Source organism: Bacillus sp. SSR7, from assembly GCF_055902415.1.
This window is the reverse complement of sequence record NZ_JBVVXV010000006.1, coordinates 177750-196761: the sequence shown is the minus strand read 5'-3', so window position 1 is coordinate 196761 and position 19012 is coordinate 177750. Positions and strand designations below refer to the sequence as shown.

The following is a 19012-nucleotide window of genomic DNA, read 5'->3' as shown; positions in this document are numbered from 1 at the left end:
CGCTTGATTTTTTTGAGCTCCTTTTTTATTTGTGAGTATGTGAAAGAAATTGTTATATAGTGAGTTTCTATTGTGAAGCAATAAAGAATAAGCGTATAATATTATAGTTATCCCATTACTCGGGATAACCCGCGAATGATAAATAAGATTGTTGTTTTATCATCGCTTCTAAACAGATAGACAATGAAAGTAACACTGGAATACAGATAGGGAGTTATAAAATGAAATTAATTATTGCCGAGAAACCAGATCAAGGTTTGGCTCTTGTTTCACAATTTAAATATCGCCGGAAAGATGGTTATTTAGAAGTAGAAGCAAATGAGTTATTTCCAAATGGAGCGTACTGTACATGGGCAATTGGTCATTTGACGCAGTTATGTAATCCAGAACATTATCACGCAGAGTGGAAAAAATGGTCACTTAATACGTTACCGATGATTCCAGAGCGTTTTCAATTTGAAGTAACAAAGTCAAAGTATAAGCAATTTAATGTTGTGAAACAGCTGTTACATAATCCACAGGTAACAGAAATTATTCACGCGGGCGATGCTGGGCGTGAAGGGGAATTAATAATAAGAAACATTATTAACCTTTGTAACGTACAGAAGCCGATGAAACGTCTTTGGATTTCATCTTTAACGAAGCAAGCTATTTACCAAGGATTTAAAAATTTGCTTGACGAATCAGATACAATCAATACGTACTATGAGGCGTATACAAGGTCATGTGCGGATTGGGTCGTTGGTATGAATGCATCACGTGTGTTTAGTATTTTGTTAAAGAAAAAAGGAATGAATGATGTATTTTCAGCTGGTCGTGTACAAACACCGACACTCGCGTTAATCGTAAAGCGTGAAAAGGAAATAGAAAACTTTAAGTCAGAGCCGTTTTGGGAAGTATTTGCAACCTTTAATATAGAAGGAAAGAAGTATGAGGGGAAATGGGAGAAGGATAGTGAATCCCGCTTAAAAGACCCTGATATGGCGAATAAAATTGCGGCATTTTGCCAAGGTAAACCGGCAGTAGTGAAGGAAATGAAAACGGAGCGTAAAGAATTTCAGCCGCCACTTTTATTTAACTTATCATCACTGCAAGCAACGGCAAATAAAGCCTTTAAGTTTTCACCGAAAAAGACGCTTGATATAACGCAAGCACTATATCAAAAAGGGATTGTTTCTTATCCTCGTTCGGATTCCAACTATGTTACCCAAGGAGAGGCAGCGACGTTCCCGGATATTTTACAGAAGTTAAGTCAGTTTGATGAATATAAAGATTTATTACCAGCTCCGGTTGAATCGATTATGAACAATAAGCGTTATGTGAACGAAAAGAAAGTAACAGATCACTACGCAATTATTCCGACAGAGCAAGTTACAAATCCAAGTAGATTATCAGGTGATGAAAAGAAAATTTACGATATGATCGTAAGAAGGCTTATTGCAGCCCACTATGAAGTTGCGATTTTTGACTATACAACGATTGTAACGCTTGTAGATGAACGTGCTGAATTCATTTCAAAAGGAAAACAGCAAATTCAAGAAGGCTGGCGTAAAGTTATTTTCCAAGACGATAAAGATGACGAAACCATTCTTCCAATTGTAGCTGAAGGTGAAGAAGGAAAAGTTGTAAAGGTGAAAGTGAAAGAAGGAAAAACACAGCCACCGAAGCGCTATACAGAAGGACAACTTATTACGTTAATGAAAACAGCTGGTAAGTATTTAGAGAATGAAGAGCTGGAGAAAGTATTAAAGAAAACAGAAGGTTTAGGTACAGAGGCAACTCGCGCTGGAATTATTACGATGCTGAAAGACCGTAAATATATAGATGTGAAGAAAAACCAAGTGTATGCGACTGATAAAGGAAAAGTATTAATTACCGCAATCGGTGATAAAATACTAGCTTCACCGGAAATGACTGCAAAATGGGAACAACGTCTTGCAGAAATTGGGGAAGGTACAGCATCACCAGCTACATTTATGGAACAGACGAAAAAGTTATCAGCTAAAATTATAGAAGATGCAGTTGAAATGTCTGAGAAGTGGGATTTCACTGGATTACATGTTGAATCGATTGAACGAAAAGGCTCGAAATTTACAACAGGTAAAAAGGTTGGTAGCTGTAAAAAATGTGATGGCGATGTAATTGATAAGTCAACGTTTTACGGCTGTTCTAATTACAACACGACACAATGTGACTTTACCATCTCGAAGAAAATATTAAGTAAAACAATCTCGCAAAAGAATATGACAAAGCTCTTAAAAGGTGAAAAGACAGATTTAATTAAAGGCTTTAAAAAAGGCGAGAAAACATTTGATGCGAAGTTAGAGTGGAAAGATAATAAGATTAATTTTGTGTTTGAGAATTAAGTTGTTTTAACAAATAAAAATATGATAATTAAATTATATCCTATAGAATAGACGCTTAAAAAAGTCTATTCTATAGGATATTTTTTTGAATAAGTAGTACTATATATTTTGGTTTGAAATAAAATATACAATAAAAAAATCTTTATAATTGATAATTATTTATTGTAAAACAATAAATTGTGTATTAAAATCATTATCATAATAAATCAGTGAGATGCTTTTTATAGAAAGGTAACAACGCTGTTTTTTATCCCGCTTTAATGGGCAGTAAGACCCCCACCTCAAAATTCAGCGGAAGCAAAGAAGTTAGGTGGGGAATCAACTGCCCATAAAAGTCCGATTGGTTCAACTAATAATCAGTGGGGGATGCAGAAAACCCTCACTGATTAAAGTTTCACTTTATTAGAGGAGGTAAAACTATGAACAATCAAAATTTGATTATCGAAAATATGGATAACCCTCATGAGTTGGAGAGAATGTATAGAAAAGACCCGAAAGCTTTTAAAAAGTCATTCTCACAAGCATGGGATGAAAACTCTGATTCTCAGGTGCTAGCTGCCTGGTATGAAAGGTTGCATTTCAAGGGAAAGACAAATGCAGAAAAAATATCACTGTTTCAAAAAGGTTTCTTATTCATGGGCATGTTAGCTATTCTAGCTGGGCTAAGCACTAGAATCATTTTCCACTTTGTCGAGCAGGAAGCAATTGCTCCAATTAACCTAGCTTTTGGTGTAATTCCCTTTATCGCTGCTTATTTTGTTTACAATAATACCCCGAAAAAAAGTATTATTTATTTCCTTGCAGCGCTGTTCTTAATTGCCGGTTTGTATCTTAATATGTTGCCATTAAATTATAAAGACAGTAGTATTCTTGTTTATTTACATCTTCCTATATTGTTATGGGTCTTAGTAGGGCTTGCGTTTACCGGAAATGAATATTCAAAAGGTAGTACAAGATTAGCTTATATTAAATTTAATTTAGAATATGGTCTTCTCTACGCGAGCATGGCAGTGAGTGGAATGATACTAGCAGTATTCACCATGCGATTATTTAGCTTTGTTGACTTGGATATAGGAGAGTTCTATTTTAGTAATGTTGTTTTATTTGGAGCTGCCGCTCTCGCTGTAGTGGCTGCATACTTAGTATCATTGAATCTTAAACTTGCTAAAAATATTACACCATACATATCTAAAATTTTTAGTCCGCTTGTCTTGATTACATTGTTTATCTATCTAATAACGGTAATTTGGGTCGGGAAAAATCCATTCTTGGACCGCAATTTCTTAATGGCCTTTAACGGAATACTCCTTGGTATATTGGCTGTTACTATATTTTCTATCGTTGAGAGTGACTCAGACGAGAAAAAGAACATTTCAGATTATATCAATTTTGCCTTGATTGTTCTGGCACTTATTATTGACACTGTCGCTTTATCAGCCATCATATTCAGACTTTCTTCTTACGGGATTACACCTAATAGACTTGCTGTGTTAGGGGTAAACATACTGATCTGGGCAAATTTAATTTGGATTATGTTTTCCTATATGCGTTTTTTGCAAAACAAATCAGGACCGACAGCTATCCAAGATGCCGTTACGAAGTATTTGCCAATTTACGGACTTTGGGCAGCTTTCGTTATATTTACGTTTCCGATAATTTTTAATTAGGAAGGTTTTGTTAATGTAACGACAAGTTAATTCTTCTATAACGTATAAAATCTTTAGAATTGATAATTATCGTTCATCCTATAATTTCTTGGTAATAAAAAACGTCCCAAAGTAGGACGTTTTTTATTATATATATTGCCGTTTTTTCTTAATAAGCAACAAAACTTGCGAAACACAAGCAAGTACCGGTAACTCAATCAATGGTCCAATAACTAATGCGAGAGCAATAAGAGGCTCATCTGGAAAAGCTGTTACAGCAATAGCGAGTGCAACAGGTGAGTTTCTTGCTAACGTTGTTAAGTTTAGACTTACTGTATCTTTATAAGATAAACGCATAACGCGCCCGATAAATTGTCCTAGTACAAAATTAATGATGAAGAACAATAGAACAGGAATGAGTAATAATAAAACGACATTCATATTTTGTAGTAAATATTTACCTTGTGATGTAAACATCGCTACGATTGCTAAACTTAAAAATACAATTTGGGCAGAGCTGAAAAACGGAATGAGTTTATTCTCAAGCGTTTCAGCGTTTTTCAGTTTATTCATAATGAATTTTGTAGCGTGTGCAAGTAAAAATGGTAAGACGATTACGATAACAATACTCTCTATTAAAACAGAAACGGCTACAGTCTTCATGACACCAGCGAATAAAAATAAATAAATGGGAAGTAGTAGTACTTGCAAAATTAAATTTACAGGTAAAATCGCAGTGGAAAGTGCTACATTTCCTTTCGCTATTTCAGTAAAGATTAAGTACCAATCTGTACATGGAGTAACCATTAGCATTATAAATCCAACCCAAAGTGCTGGGTGATCTGAAAGAAATAGTGCTCCTAATCCCCAAGCGAGTAAAGGTGTCCATAAGAAGTTAATAGTAAGACTTGTTCCAGCAAATTTTAAATTGCGAAATCCGTTTTTTATTTCTTTTAATGGGATGCTGAGGAATAATCCATATAGCATGAAAAATAAGAAGGGAACAATAAATTTGTCTGAATACATATGTATGAAATTAAATTGCCCGAGTATAATGCCGCATGTAACAGCAAAAAGAATAATAAAAGTTTGAATTTTTTCTATAGTGCTCATGAATAAATCCTTTCTAAATATGAATTTTCCTCTCTAATTTTATTATACAAGTAATAGAGGTGTATTTGGTGTTCAATTGTATTTTAGTTAATGTTTTTAATTTGAGATTTATTTTTTTATTAAAAGCTACTTGACTAAAGTAAGTGACTATATTACAATCACTTACATAAGGTAATTAAATAACAAAAAGTTTTTTGTATCTTTACTTAAGGTATCTATTGGAACTTTTTATTAGAATAAGAATTTTTGTGATGATGAATAATGAATATGATAAGAAAGTTTAGGTGGAAAAAATGGGATTATTTAGCTCGTTATTTGGTAAAAAAGAAGAAAATACAAAAGTAGAGGGGAATAAAACAATGTCAAAAGTATTATTTGTAAAAGCAAACGATCGTCCAGCGGAGCAAGCAGTTAGTTCAAAAATGTATGAAACATTTGTAAGTACTTATAAAGAAGCAAATCCGAATACAGAAATTACAGAGTTAGATTTATTTGCATTAGATCTTCCTTATTACGGAAATATTGCTATTTCAGGTGGATACAAACGTAGCCAAGGTATGGAGTTAACAGCTGAAGAAGAGAAGGCAGTTGCTACAGTAGATCAATATTTAAATCAGTTTTTAGAAGCTGATAAAGTTGTATTTGCGTTCCCATTATGGAACTTTACAGTACCAGCACCATTAATCACATATATTTCATACTTATCTCAAGCTGGAAAAACGTTTAAATATACAGCTAATGGCCCAGAAGGTTTAGCTGGTGGTAAGAAAGTAGTTGTGTTAGGTGCTCGTGGTTCAGATTACTCTTCAGAACAAATGGCTCCTATGGAAATGGCAGTTAATTACGTAACAACTGTACTTGGATTCTGGGGCATTACAAATCCAGAGACTGTTGTAATTGAAGGGCACAACCAATATCCAGATCGCTCACAACAAATTGTTGAAGAAGGTCTAGAGAACGTTAAGAAAGTAGCAGCGAAATTTTAATTAATTGATAGTAAAATGGAAAAACCAACATGGATGACCATGTTGGTTTTTTAGTCTATTTTTCATGTTAAAAAATGTATATTTATAAAATAAAAGAAAAGTTTGAAAATAGTATTGCAAAATATTATATAGCAAACTATAATGAGTTCAAGAATAGTTGATAATTAAATTAAATATTCAGAAAATTCAATTAGTTAAAATTGGAAAATGAGATAAGGAAATTTGAATGGGGGTTATATTATGGCGAATAAAGTACCGTTTTCGTTCATAGTAGTTATTGGATTAATGTTATTTGCACTATTTTTTGGAGCAGGAAATTTAATTTTTCCGGCAATGCTTGGTCAATCGGCAGGAGAAAATGTATGGATTGCTAACGCTGGATTTTTAGTAACAGGTGTTGGATTACCATTACTAGGTGTACTAGCATTTGGTTTTTCGGGTAAAGATGATTTACAGTCATTAGCAAGTCGCGCTCACCCAGTGTTCGGGATTGTGTTTACAACAGTTTTATACTTGGCGATTGGCCCGTTATTTGCAATGCCAAGAACAGGAAATGTTTCTTATGAAATTGGTCTTAAACCGTTTATGCCAGAGGGATTAGGTTCTACACCTTTAATTCTTTTCACAATTGTATTCTTTAGCATCACTTGTTTTTTTTCGCTAAATCCTGCGAAAATTGTCGATATTGTTGGAAAAATCTTAACGCCAATTAAGTTAACTTTCATCGGTATTTTAGTAATCGTTGCTTTTATTCATCCGATTGGAGAAATGCAAGCACCAGTTGAAGCTTATACATCACATGCATTCTTTAAAGGATTCCAAGAAGGATACTTAACGATGGACACGCTTGCATCATTCGTATTCGGAATCATCATCATTAATGCAATTAAAGAAAAAGGTGCAAAAACGAAAACACAAATTATGGTCGTTTGTGCAAAAGCAACAATCATTGCAGCATCTATTTTAGCAATTATCTATACAGCACTTTCTTATATGGGTGCTTCAAGTGTTGCAAAGCTTGGACATTTAGAGAACGGCGGAGAAGTATTAGCGAAAGTTTCTAACTACTATTTTGGATCATATGGCGGAGTATTATTAGGGTTAATGATTACAGTAGCTTGTTTAACAACTAGTGTGGGACTTGTATCAGCATGTTCTTCATTCTTCCATAAGTTATTCCCAAATGTTCCTTACAAAGCAATTGCAATCACGCTATGTGTATTTAGTGCAATTGTTGCAAACGTAGGATTAACACAGTTAATCGCAGTTTCTGTTCCAGTATTAACAGCAATTTATCCACTAGCAATCGTATTGATTTTCTTAACATTCTTCCATTCATTATTCAAAGGAAGAGCTGAAGTTTATCAAGTGAGCTTAATCGTAACATTTATCATCAGCTTATTTGATGGATTAAGTGCAGCTGGAGTTAACATTGAAGTAGTAAGCCAAGTGTTCACTAAATTCCTTCCGATGCAGGAAGTAGGATTAGGCTGGATCTTCCCAGCGATTATCGGTGGATTTATCGGATATGGCATTAGCGTTGTAAAAGCAAAAAATCAAGTTCAACCAGCAACTAGAGCGGATAAGAAAATAGGTTAAATAAAAAAGTTATAGAACTTGTTTCTATAACTTTTTTTGTTACTATTAATAATGAGAAAAAATAAAGTAGTAGGGGAAATAAAATGAAAAAAACAATTGATCATATCGGCATCGCAGTTCGAGATATAGATAGTACGATACGTTTTTATGAAAAAGTGTTGTCAGGAACTTTAATAGATCGTTACGTAAGTGAAGCGCCTGGTGTTGAAAGTGAAGTAGCCATTCTTGAAGTGGATGGAGATAGAATTGAATTGCTTGCGCCGACAAATAACACCACTTCACCAATTGCCCGATTTATAAAACAAAAAGGTAAAGGTGTTCATCACGTTGCATATCGAGTAGATGATTTAGATGTAGCTTTAGAGGAATTGAAAGAACAAGACATTCGAACGTTAGAGCATACGCTTCGAATTAATAAACACGGCAGAAGATTAATCTATCTTAATCCAGCGGATACAGAGGGAACAATCATAGAGTATTGTGATTATCCGGAAGAGAAATAGAAGAAGGATATTTTTAAGAAGGTGTTACGTAATAACGTAATACCTTTTTTATTTATGCATTTCACACTTTCTTCACAAATGATTCACGATAACTTTTCCTCTTCAGGAACTTACATAAATATATTTTATGATATAATAACAATCTACTTTAAAAATGTAAGTTGTATCTATGAAGGTAGTTACTATTGTATTAGAAGTTTAGAGGTGAGAGAGAAATAAATAGTTATACTGTATAGAAGATTATATTTAATCAGGTTAATATTTCGTCCGAGAATCCAACTCGGGAAGTAAAAATAATGAAAATATAGCGATGAGGAAGAAAGAAGTGAAATGAGTGTGAAAGTAATGAAAAGGTTAGGGACATTGTTATTCATTGTATGTGTGCTTATCATATTGATACCGAAAAGTGCATCTGCTCATGCATACGTTGTGAAATCAAACCCTACTGAAAATGAAACATTGAAGAAAGCACCGTCTGTTGTGAAAATCGAGTTCGATGAGGACATACAAATCTCAAGTTTTAATACATTGTACGTGAGAGATACATCAGGTAAAAGGGTCGATTTAAAAGATGCTCATATTGATAAAAAAAATAAAAAGCTATTAGAAGCTGGATTGAAAGAGAATCTTAAAAATGGTCTCTACTCTATTCAGTGGAAAGTGATTTCAGCTGATGGACATCCAATTCAAGGAGTTATTCCGTTCCGAATTGGATCAGCAGAAGCGGGAACAGACGATATACAAGTAGAAGAGATGGGGTATGTCCCACAAATAGACATGATTATGGAACGTGGAATTTTATATACAAGTTTCTCGCTGTTTATAGGAGTGATATTTTTTAACCTTATTATGTATAAAGGGAATGCAACCTCGGTTCGATCAAGGAGTAAGAATATAATATGGATCTCCTTATTAGGGATATTGATTAGCTTGTTATTCAATCTACCACTGCAAGCGAAAATAAATGCTGATGTTTCATGGTTAGAAGCATTCAATCCTTTACTATTAAAAGAAACGTTACAGCTTTCTGTTTTTAGTTATGTATGGGTCACTCAAATGGCTTTAATTAGTTTGCTAATAATCGTTACGTATTTTGCGATGAGGCGTGAGAAACTATCGTCGTTTAAAGTATGGAGTATTCCAATAGTATTGTTTATCGGGATACTTGTTATGAAAGCCTTTAATAGTCACGCTTATGGTTTAAAGTTTAAAGACATTGCTGTCGTTATGGATTTTCTACATTTATTCGCAGCTTCATTATGGATTGGCGGTCTATCAACCATTATTCTTCTTTTACGTAAAGAGGACGACAAGTGGAGTATGTATTGGGATATGATTCAGCGTTTTTCACCGTGGGCAACATGTGCTGTCATTGTGATTTTAATAACAGGTCTTTTTAACAGTACATTTTTTATTCCAACAATCCACTCGTTATTTGATACGAAGTATGGATTAGCTTTATTAGCAAAGGTACTTTTATTCATTTTCATGGGGATATTGGGAATTATTCATTATGTGAAAGGGAGAATGAGAGCGGAGCAAGGATTAGGTGCTACGGTGAAAGTAGAGTTTATCATTGGAATTATCATTTTCGTAATCGTAGCTTTTATGACAAATGTACAAACACCACCGATGCCTCCTACTGGACCTTTTACAGAGAGTAAACAATTAGATAATGGATATGAAATGACGCTAAATGTAAGTCCTAATAGAGTAGGACAAAATATATTCCATATTACTTTAAAGGATGAGAACGGACAACCCGTTACTGATATGGAACAAATCATATTAACGACTCAATCGTTAGATATGAATATGGGAAAAGGATCATTTAAAGTTTCGGCAGTTTCACCGGGAGAATATGAAGCAGAAGGTATGTATATTAACATGACAGGCAACTGGAATATACAAGTACATGGATTAACGAAATCGCTTGATAGCTTCGATACGGATTATAAATTTATTGTAGGTGGCAGATAAAGTGAAACTTTAAGCAGCCCTCATCAATTGGGCTACCCGGCGAATAGCGGGATAAAGAGTAGGTATAGATAAAAAGGAGCTAATAGAAAATGAAACGCATAAAAAAATTAGGAACAACAATGATCGCAACAGTAATTGCAATGGGAATTTTTTCGTTACCTGTTAGTGCGCACGTTACTGTGAAGCCAGCAACTTCTGACATCGGTTCTTGGGAGACTTACACGATAAAAGTACCAGTTGAAAAGAATGTAGCAACAACAAAAGTTACACTGAAAATACCGTCTGGTGTGGAATTCCAACAGTATGAACCAGTGCCAGGGTGGAAAATAGAAGAGCAAAAAGATAATGCCGGAAAAGTGAAAACTGTAGTATGGGAAGCAACAGGAGAAGGGATTTTACCTGGCCAATTCCAGCGGTTTACTTTCGTCGCTAAAAATCCGGATAAAGAACAAAAAATAGCTTGGGATGCATATCAACAATATAAAGACGGAGAAATTGTTGAATGGACAGGCGATGAGAAAGCTGAAAAACCGCATTCACTTACTACAATTGCAAAAGGTACGTCATTAACAGGAGAACATGGTGAAGTATCTAATGTAGAAAAGAATGAAGGTACTAGTAATATGCAATTGATAGCGATTGTTTTATCTATTTTGGCAATTGTATCTTCGGTAGTTACGTGTGTTTTTGTAGTGCGTCGTAAAAAATAAGATATAAAAAAGAGCCTACAAATAGTAGGCTCTTTCTCATATTTATTTCACTTCAACCTGCTGCCTTACAGCAAGTGTTTTCGGCTTTATATTTACAAAACAAATGCTCACAACAATAAATAATAGGCCAATAAATAAGCTCATTGTAATGGCTTCATGTAAGAAGATTGAACTTACAATAATAGCGATAAGGGGAATAAGGAATGTATAAGCCCCTACTTTACTCGCTTCACCAGCTCCAACGAGTGTGAAGTATGCAAGCCACCCCATTGCAATAACAAAGAATGAAATAAAGAGTAGTACACTAACAAATGGCATACTCCAAGCAATACTAGACCAACTTTCAAATTCTGAGCCAAATCCGATTAAACAAAGACCACCGATAAGAAGCTGAATTGTTACCATCCAAATGGCATTCACACGGTGACCAGTTTTCTTAATAAATACTGTTCCAAGTGCCCAGCCAATCGCACATCCTAATGCAAGAAGAATGCCAATGACAGAAATATGTCCAGTTAAACTACTAGAGCTAATAACACCTACACCAATAAATCCGAGTACAAGCCCGAAAATTTTTAAACCGTACATTGTTTCTTCAAGCCATATCCATGAGAAAATACCAAGTAAAACAGGTTGTAAAAATACGATAGCGGAAAATAGACCAGCAGGCATATATTGCAGACCAACAGTTTGTAACCCGTAAAATATAATGATGTTAAGTAAAGAAGAAATAACGTATAAATGCCACGTTTCTTTTAAATGTAATTCTTTGTATTTGGGTAGAGCGAAAAGGAGTAAAATGAATCCTCCAATTAAAGTTCGAACGCCTGCAAATAAAACGGGTGGTGTATAATGCAGGGCAAACTTAGATAAAGGCCAATTGATTCCCCACATAAAAACGAGGAAGGTAAGGATTATGGCCGTCTTAGTTCGAGAAAGCTGTGTCACGGTAAGACCTCCTTGTTGTTATTCATTTCACTATGATATGATATCGAATGTAATAAATAAAATGAATCTTTTTTATAAGGAGTATAAGTGATTAGTTATGACCATTACACAACTGCAAGTATTAATAAAAACTATTGAGTTAGGTAGTTTTACAAAGGCTGCCAGGGTGTTAAATATGACGCAGCCAGCTGTAAGTCATGCCATTTCAAGTATTGAGTCAGAGTTAGGAGTTACGATTCTTATACGTGATAAACGACAAGGATTACTCGTTACGGATGTAGGAAACAGAATTCTTGTACATATTAGAGAGATTTTAAGCAGTGTAGAGAAGATTGAACAAGAAGTTGCGATGGAGAAAGGACACGAAGTGGGGACGATTCGAATTGGGAGTTTTCCGAGTGCTTCTGCACATTTCTTACCGAAAATGATAAACCATTTTAAGGAGAAGTATCCGAGCTTAGAGGTCGTTCTTTGCGAAGGAACAATTAAAGAAGTTGAAGATTGGTTAATATCGAGGGTTGTTGATATAGGAATTGTTATTTTGCCTAATAAAGAGATGGAGATTGTCCCGTTAACGAAGGGAAAAATGGTTGCTATCTTAAGAGAGGATCATCCCCTTTGTAAGAAGGACTCTATTACAATTCGTGATTTGGAGAATGAACCAATCATATTATGTAAGGGCGGATACGAACCACCCATCATTGATATGTTTAAACAAGCCAACGTACCACTTCGGGCTGAGTATGTAATTTCGACCGTTACTACCGCTTTAAATATGATTCAAGAAGGGCTAGGTATTGCAATATTAGCTGAATTATCTTTAACGAATTTACCACAGAATGTGCAAACGAGAGAATTGGAACCGCAAGTATGGAGAGAAATTGCTTTAGCTGTTCCTTCATTAAAGGATTCTTCAATCGCTGTACAGCTATTTATTGAAGAATTTCAAGCGCTATTTGCAGAATAAAAAGGGGTGTCTCATATATCATAATGGGGCACTTTTTAATTTGCTTATAAAAAATCTATGAAAAGGATTGACTTATTTTTTAGTTGTAACTATAATGATTACATCGAGGTGGTGATTACGATGAAAATTAGTAGCCGCTTTTCCATAGCTGTTCATATTTTATCTATTTTGAAAAACAATCCATCTTCACTTTGTACTTCAGACTATATGGCTGAAAGTGTCAATACGAATCCGGTAGTCATTCGTAAAATGATGTCGTACTTGAAACAAGCTGGCTTTGTTTACGTAAATCGTGGACCGGGTGGCGCGGGATTACTAAAGGATTTACATGAAATCACATTGTTAGATGTGTATCATGCAGTGAACGTAGTCGAAGAAGACAAGTTATTTCATATTCACGAGCAACCGAATCCAGATTGTCCAATTGGGGCGAACATTCAAGCGGTGTTAGAAATTATTTTAATTCAGGCACAATCCGCGATGGAAGAAGTTTTGAGAAATATTACGATGGGGCAGTTGTTTGAAACTTTGCAAGAAAAAATGAATGTTTAAATAATATTTATATTTTTTTATCATTAATGTAACTGATTTGATTACAACTGTAAAGGTAAGGTGTAAAAGTTATGACTGTAAAAATGAAAGTATACTCAGATTTTATATGTCCGTTTTGTTTTTTAGCAAAAGGTCCATTAGATGAGGTAGCGAAAGAGAAAGATGTAGAGATTGAATGGATGCCATTTGAATTACGTCCAAGTCCATATTCAAAAATAGATCCATGGAATGAGCCAGAAAAATTAGGTTCATGGGATGCTTTCATTCTTCCGACAGCGAAGAAGTTAGGAATTGATATGCGCTTGCCACGTGTTTCACCACATCCATATACACATTTAGCTTTCGAAGGATGTCAATTTGCGAAAGAACATGGACTAGGTAATGAGTATCATCACCGCGTATTCACAGCATTTTTCCAAGAAGAGCAAAACATTGAAGATATTGATGTGTTAACAAAATTAGCGGTAGAAGTAGGACTTCCTGAGGCGGAATTTAAAGCTGCTTTAGTAACTCGTAAATATAAAGAAAAGCATCAAGAAGCAATTCAGCACGCATATGATGAAGCGAATATTATGGCTGTTCCAACTGTCATGATTGGAGATGAAGTCATTCAAGGGCTTGCTAGTAAAGAAACACTAGAAAGGGTCATTGATAAAGAAATTGAAAAGGATAAAACAAATTCATTTGAAGGTATGCAATGTAATACCGATGGATATTGCTAATTCGCTTGTTATGAAATAACAAAATAAATTATAAAACAAACATTTGGAGGAATTAAAATGTCAGCAACTACAACAAACTTAAAAGAAGCAATCGTGAACCGCCGTTCGATTCGTAAAGTAACAAAAAACGATGCAATTACGAAAGCAAGAATTGAAGAAGTGTTAAAAACAGCTTTACACGCACCAACATCTTTCAATATGCAAAGTGGTCGTATGGTTGTATTAATGGATGGAGAGCATGAAAAGTTTTGGGATATTGTGAAAGAAACACTAAGAGCCCGCGTACCAGCAGAAAATTTTGAGGCGACTGTAGAAAGACTAAAAGGCTTCCATGCAGGTGTAGGAACAGTTCTATTCTTTGAAGATCAAGCAACTGTAGAAAAAATGCAAGAAAATGCCCCATTATACAAAGATCAATTCCCATTCTGGTCTCATCAAGGAAATGCGATGTTACAACATACTGTGTGGATGTTATTATCTGCTGAAGGAATTGGGGCGTCATTACAACATTACAACCCAATCGTAGATGCTGAAGTGAAAGAAACTTGGAACATTCCAGCAGAGTGGAGCTTAGTAGGTCAAATGCCATTTGGTGAACCAAACGAACAACCAGCAGAAAGAACGTTCTTGCCTACTGAAGATGTATTGAAATTTTATTAAGATATACAATATGTAACGAGAAGGAAGCTGTACTTAAAAACAGCTTCCTTTTTTGTAGTGGTGTTAAATTATGCGCATTTAGGGAAGAAATATAAGAAATAATCCGGTGAGAAGGGAATTAGAAAAATGAATGATGAGAAAAAATATACAGTGGTAGGTACTGATGTTGAGGAAGTAAAGCGTTTAAATAAAAATTCAGGGTTAACGTATAATCAAGTGAAGGAATTATTAGCGAAGCAAATGCAAAAAAAGAAGTAATGAAATTGAAATTCTTCATTTTTTCATTTAGCATTTTTATTAAAGAGAGTTATAAAGATAACTCTCTTTTTCAATGCAATTGAGCAACTGTTAGAGTGGAGGAAACAACATGAAGAAGTGGGTAAAGATAACGTTATCGATCGCTGGAGGTATTGTCCTATTGGCATGTGCCGGAGGGTATTACGTGCATAAAAATTATTTTCCAAAGGAACCTGAGCGTATTGTATATGATAAAGAAAGAGTGTTAAAACCGATACATAATCAGCTCAAAGGAATTAACATAGAAAATGTAAAGATAAAAGAAAAAGAAGTCGTAAATGCGACTGTAGATGAGCTTCAAAAAATGATTGATGATGGGAAATTATCATATGAAGAATTAACGAGTATTTATCTTTTTAGAATACAAGAACATGATCAAAATGGAATAACATTAAATGCTGTTACAGAGATTAATCCAAATGCAATGGAGGAAGCGCGAAAGTTAGATAAAGAAAGGTCTTTCAATAAGAAGTCAAACTTATACGGCATGCCGGTTATCGTAAAAGATAATATACAAACAGAAAAGGTGATGCCGACAAGTGCAGGCACGTATGTGTTAAAAGACTGGATTGCAGATGAAGATGCGACGATCGTGAAGAAGCTGAAAGAAGAAGGTGCTTTCGTTTTAGGAAAAGCGAATATGTCTGAGTGGGCAAATTATTTATCCTTTACAATGCCTAGCGGATATAGTGGGAAGAAAGGACAAAATTTAAATCCGTACGGTCCAATCACATTTGATACTTCAGGATCAAGTTCAGGATCTGCTACAGTAGTTGCGGCAGATTTTGCGCCGCTTGCAATCGGAACAGAAACGACTGGATCGATTGTAGCACCAGCGACGCAGCAATCGGTAGTTGGATTACGTCCATCACTAGGTATGGTGAGTAGATCAGGCATTATTCCATTAGCTGAAACACTTGATACAGCAGGACCGATGGCAAGAACGGTAAAGGATGCTGCAACGTTATTTAACATAATGGTAAGTTATGATGAAAAAGATGCTATGACAGAAAAAATGAAAGATAAAGAAAGAATGGATTATACGAAGGACTTATCAATAGACGGTTTGAAAGGGAAAAAAGTAGGAGTACTATTTTCAATAGATCGACAAGATGACAATAGAAAAGAAGTAGCACAAAAGATAAGAAAAGACCTTCAAGATGCAGGTGCAATATTGACTGATGATATTCAGTTAAACGCTGAGGGTGTAGATAATCTACAAACATTAGAATATGAATTCAAACATAATGTTAACGATTTTCTTTCAAAGCAAAAAAATGTACCGGTAAAATCGTTAGAAGAGATTATAGCGTTTAATAAAAAGGATAGTAATAGACGAATAAAATATGGACAAACATTAATTGAGGGATCTGAAAAATCTGCTATAACGAAAGATGAGTTTGAAAAAGTAGTGCAAACGAGTCAAGAAAATGCAAGAAAAGAGCTAGATAGATATTTACTAGAAAAAGGTTTGGATGCTCTAGTTATGATTAATAACGATGAAGTTCTTCTATCCGCTGTAGCTGGTTATCCGGAATTAGCGGTTCCTGCTGGATATGATAAAAATGGAGAACCAATCGGTGTAGTGTTTGTAGGGAAACAGTTTGGTGAAAAAGAGCTTTTCAATATTGGATATGCGTATGAGCAGCAGTCTAAAAATAGAAAATCACCTAAATTGTAAAAGGTTAAACGAAAAAAAGAGCTCAACTGAAGTAAGTAGGTGGGCTAATATAAATAGAATCTAACAATATAAAAAGAAAAAAAGGATTCTTCCTAATTAGTAAGAAAGATTGTCTATAGAAGTTCATAAAATGTAATATATTCAATTTCCATCCATTGAAGGGGGAGGTTAAATTTTAATGAATGAAGTGAAAAATTTCTTTCGAAGTAGAGGGTTTCAACGGTTTCTCGTTTTAATAATATTAGCGTTAGTATTATATGGATTAAAAAGTATGATCAATTTAATATTAATTACGTTTATACTGACATTTTTAATGGATCGATTTCAACGTTTTATTTCAAAGAAATTGAAAGTGAATCGGAAAATTGTTATTGCCTGTTTGTATATCATATTAGTTTCCTTTATTGGCACGACATTGTATAAATATTTACCTGTGTTAACGATACAAATTTCGCAATTGATTTATCAATTTAAATTGTTTTTTCAAAACCCGCCTGATAATGAAATCATTAAATATGCACTTTCGACAATTAACGGAATGGAAGTATCAAAGTATATAGAACAAGGTGTAGATGTCATCTATCAATCGATAGCAAATATAGGGAAGGTAAGTTTACAAATATTATTGTCTCTCATATTAAGCCTATTTTTCTTATTAGAAAAAGAGCGTATTATTACATTTACTTCTAAATTTAAAGAGAGTAAGCTAAAGATTTTTTATGAGGAGATTGCATATTTTGGCGAAAGGTTTGCAAGATCGTTCGGTAAAGTAATTGAAGCGCAGTTTTTGATTGCAGTTGTAAATTGTATTCTTACTGTTATTGCATTAATTGTTTTAGGATTTCCGCAGCTTCTCGTATTAGCTGTTATGATTTTTCTACTAGGATTAATTCCGGTTGCAGGTGTAATTATTTCTTTATTTCCACTTAGTATCATTGCTTATAACGTAGGCGGAGTTATGTACGTTGTATACATACTTATGTTCATTACAGTCATCCATGCTCTTGAAAGTTATTTTTTAAACCCGAAGTTTATGTCTGCGAAAACGAATTTACCAATCTTTTATACATTTATGATTCTCATCTTTTCAGAACATTTCCTTGGAATATGGGGGCTTATTATTGGGATACCAATCTTTATCTTTTTCTTAGATGTACTTGATGTAAATAATGAGGAATCGATTGAAAAATAGAAAATAAAGTAAAAAGCAATCCAACAAATTTTGGATTGCTTTTTGCTATACATATTAAAGAACTGGAGCCATTGTTTCTTTCAATACTTGAACAGAGTGATCGAATTTTAATTCTTCGTCTTCACTTAATTCTACTTCTAAAATTTCACGAACACCGCCGCGATTTAAAACAGCAGGTACACCAATATACACATCTTTTTGACCATATTGACCTTCTAAGTAAGCCGATACAGTTAATACACTATTTTCATCATTTAAAATCGCTTTAGTAACACGTAGAAGTGACATACCGATACCGTAGTAAGTTGCACCTTTTCGCTCAATAATATGGTAAGCTGCATCACGAACGTTTATGAAAATTTTGTCTAAATCTTCTTGATTATACGTGTTGTCTTTTTCAAGCAGTGTCTGTAGTTTTTGGATACCAACGGAAACGTGGCTCCAAACTGGAAGTTCAGTATCGCCATGTTCGCCGATAATATAAGCGTGAATGTTGTGTGGACCAATATCGAAGTACTCACCTAACATATAGCGGAAACGAGCGGAATCAAGCGTTGTACCAGAACCGATTACACGTTCTTTCGGTAAACCAGATTCTTTCCAAGTTACGTAAGTTAAAATATCTACAGGATTTGTTGCGATTAAGAAAATGCCATCAAACCCGCTATCCATAATACTGCGAACGATTTGTTTAAAGATTTTAGCGTTTTTCTCAACTAAATCTAAACGTGTTTCACCTGGCTTTTGTGGTAATCCAGCCGTAATGACTACAAGGTCAGCATCTTTACAATCTTCATAGCTACCTTTCCATACTCTAGTTGGTGCTGGAGCAAATGGAACGGCATGACTTAAATCCATTGCTTCTCCTTCAGCTTTTGCCTCGTTTACATCAACTAAAACAAATTCTTCAGCTACAGCTTGGTTAATCATGCAGTAAGCATAACTACATCCAACTGCTCCTGTTCCTACTAATACAACACGGTTAATCCCTTTTTTCATTTCAAAATTCCTCGCAATTTCATTAATTTTATTATGTAAGATAATACGTCTTACTTCTACAGAATCATATCTAGTTTATTACATTTTATAA

Annotated in this window: 17 protein-coding genes; 14 read left to right on the top strand and 3 right to left on the bottom strand. The window is 34.5% G+C overall.

Translation table 11 applies throughout. The features are described 5' to 3' along the window. Positions 1 to 221: 221 nt before the first annotated feature. Positions 222 to 2366 carry a DNA topoisomerase III gene (topB, locus tag AC0NJG_RS14015; protein WP_087952928.1) on the top strand — a complete coding sequence of 715 codons (2145 nt, stop codon included), beginning with the start codon at positions 222 to 224 and terminating at the stop codon, positions 2364 to 2366. Between the two features lie 419 nt (positions 2367 to 2785). After that, positions 2786 to 4033, top strand: a complete 1248-nt coding sequence (locus AC0NJG_RS14010; RefSeq protein WP_308901042.1) for a DUF4153 domain-containing protein — start codon at positions 2786 to 2788, stop codon at positions 4031 to 4033. Positions 4034 to 4159: 126 nt separating this feature from the next. On the opposite strand, the gene AC0NJG_RS14005 is transcribed toward AC0NJG_RS14010, so the two are convergent. After that, complete coding sequence (locus AC0NJG_RS14005; RefSeq protein ID WP_308901044.1) at positions 4160 to 5125, bottom strand: arsenic resistance protein; 966 nt, start codon at positions 5123 to 5125, stop codon at positions 4160 to 4162. A gap of 293 nt (positions 5126 to 5418) precedes the next feature. Here AC0NJG_RS14005 and AC0NJG_RS14000 point away from each other — a divergent pair, with 293 nt between their 5' ends. From AC0NJG_RS14000 to AC0NJG_RS13980, 5 genes are all read left to right on the top strand, one after another. Beyond that, positions 5419 to 6111 (top strand): FMN-dependent NADH-azoreductase, encoded by a 693-nt coding sequence (locus AC0NJG_RS14000; RefSeq protein WP_000522524.1) that lies wholly within the window; start codon positions 5419 to 5421, stop codon positions 6109 to 6111. Between the two features lie 240 nt (positions 6112 to 6351). Continuing rightward, positions 6352 to 7710, top strand: a complete 1359-nt coding sequence (gene brnQ, locus AC0NJG_RS13995) for a branched-chain amino acid transport system II carrier protein (RefSeq protein ID WP_087952925.1) — start codon at positions 6352 to 6354, stop codon at positions 7708 to 7710. 83 nt (positions 7711 to 7793) lie between these two features. Further along, on the top strand, positions 7794 to 8213 hold the full coding sequence (locus AC0NJG_RS13990; RefSeq protein ID WP_000750836.1) for a VOC family protein: 420 nt from the start codon (positions 7794 to 7796) through the stop codon (positions 8211 to 8213). Positions 8214 to 8543: 330 nt separating this feature from the next. Next, positions 8544 to 10193: a copper resistance CopC/CopD family protein gene (locus tag AC0NJG_RS13985; RefSeq protein ID WP_140168465.1), complete on the top strand. Its 1650-nt coding sequence runs from the start codon at positions 8544 to 8546 to the stop codon at positions 10191 to 10193. A gap of 89 nt (positions 10194 to 10282) precedes the next feature. Next, positions 10283 to 10903 carry a YcnI family copper-binding membrane protein gene (locus AC0NJG_RS13980; RefSeq protein ID WP_087994500.1) on the top strand — a complete coding sequence of 207 codons (621 nt, stop codon included), beginning with the start codon at positions 10283 to 10285 and terminating at the stop codon, positions 10901 to 10903. Between the two features lie 42 nt (positions 10904 to 10945). Here AC0NJG_RS13980 and AC0NJG_RS13975 read toward each other — a convergent pair whose 3' ends face one another. Next, complete coding sequence (locus tag AC0NJG_RS13975) at positions 10946 to 11851, bottom strand: DMT family transporter (protein WP_000192817.1); 906 nt, start codon at positions 11849 to 11851, stop codon at positions 10946 to 10948. A gap of 97 nt (positions 11852 to 11948) precedes the next feature. Here AC0NJG_RS13975 and AC0NJG_RS13970 point away from each other — a divergent pair, with 97 nt between their 5' ends. The 7 genes from AC0NJG_RS13970 (at position 11949) to AC0NJG_RS13940 (ending at position 17922) form a co-directional block, all read left to right on the top strand. Beyond that, a complete protein-coding gene (locus AC0NJG_RS13970) occupies positions 11949 to 12818 on the top strand; it encodes a LysR family transcriptional regulator (protein WP_087952922.1) in 870 nt (289 codons plus the stop codon). A gap of 120 nt (positions 12819 to 12938) precedes the next feature. Continuing rightward, the gene (locus tag AC0NJG_RS13965; RefSeq protein WP_042515328.1) at positions 12939 to 13370 is read left to right on the top strand and encodes an Rrf2 family transcriptional regulator; all 432 of its coding nucleotides are present in this window, start codon (positions 12939 to 12941) and stop codon (positions 13368 to 13370) included. 71 nt (positions 13371 to 13441) lie between these two features. Next, positions 13442 to 14092: a DsbA family oxidoreductase gene (locus AC0NJG_RS13960; RefSeq protein ID WP_000216664.1), complete on the top strand. Its 651-nt coding sequence runs from the start codon at positions 13442 to 13444 to the stop codon at positions 14090 to 14092. A 57-nt stretch (positions 14093 to 14149) separates the two neighbouring features. Further along, positions 14150 to 14752, top strand: a complete 603-nt coding sequence (locus AC0NJG_RS13955) for a nitroreductase family protein (protein WP_087952921.1) — start codon at positions 14150 to 14152, stop codon at positions 14750 to 14752. Between the two features lie 126 nt (positions 14753 to 14878). Continuing rightward, a complete protein-coding gene (locus AC0NJG_RS13950; RefSeq protein ID WP_000997341.1) occupies positions 14879 to 15010 on the top strand; it encodes a hypothetical protein in 132 nt (43 codons plus the stop codon). A gap of 109 nt (positions 15011 to 15119) precedes the next feature. Beyond that, entirely contained in the window at positions 15120 to 16730 is a 1611-nt protein-coding gene (locus AC0NJG_RS13945) for an amidase family protein (protein WP_087952920.1), read from the top strand. Positions 16731 to 16908: 178 nt separating this feature from the next. Beyond that, a complete protein-coding gene (locus tag AC0NJG_RS13940) occupies positions 16909 to 17922 on the top strand; it encodes an AI-2E family transporter (protein ID WP_087952919.1) in 1014 nt (337 codons plus the stop codon). Between the two features lie 54 nt (positions 17923 to 17976). On the opposite strand, the gene AC0NJG_RS13935 is transcribed toward AC0NJG_RS13940, so the two are convergent. Next, entirely contained in the window at positions 17977 to 18921 is a 945-nt protein-coding gene (locus tag AC0NJG_RS13935) for an L-lactate dehydrogenase (protein WP_000715321.1), read from the bottom strand. Positions 18922 to 19012: the final 91 nt, after the last annotated feature.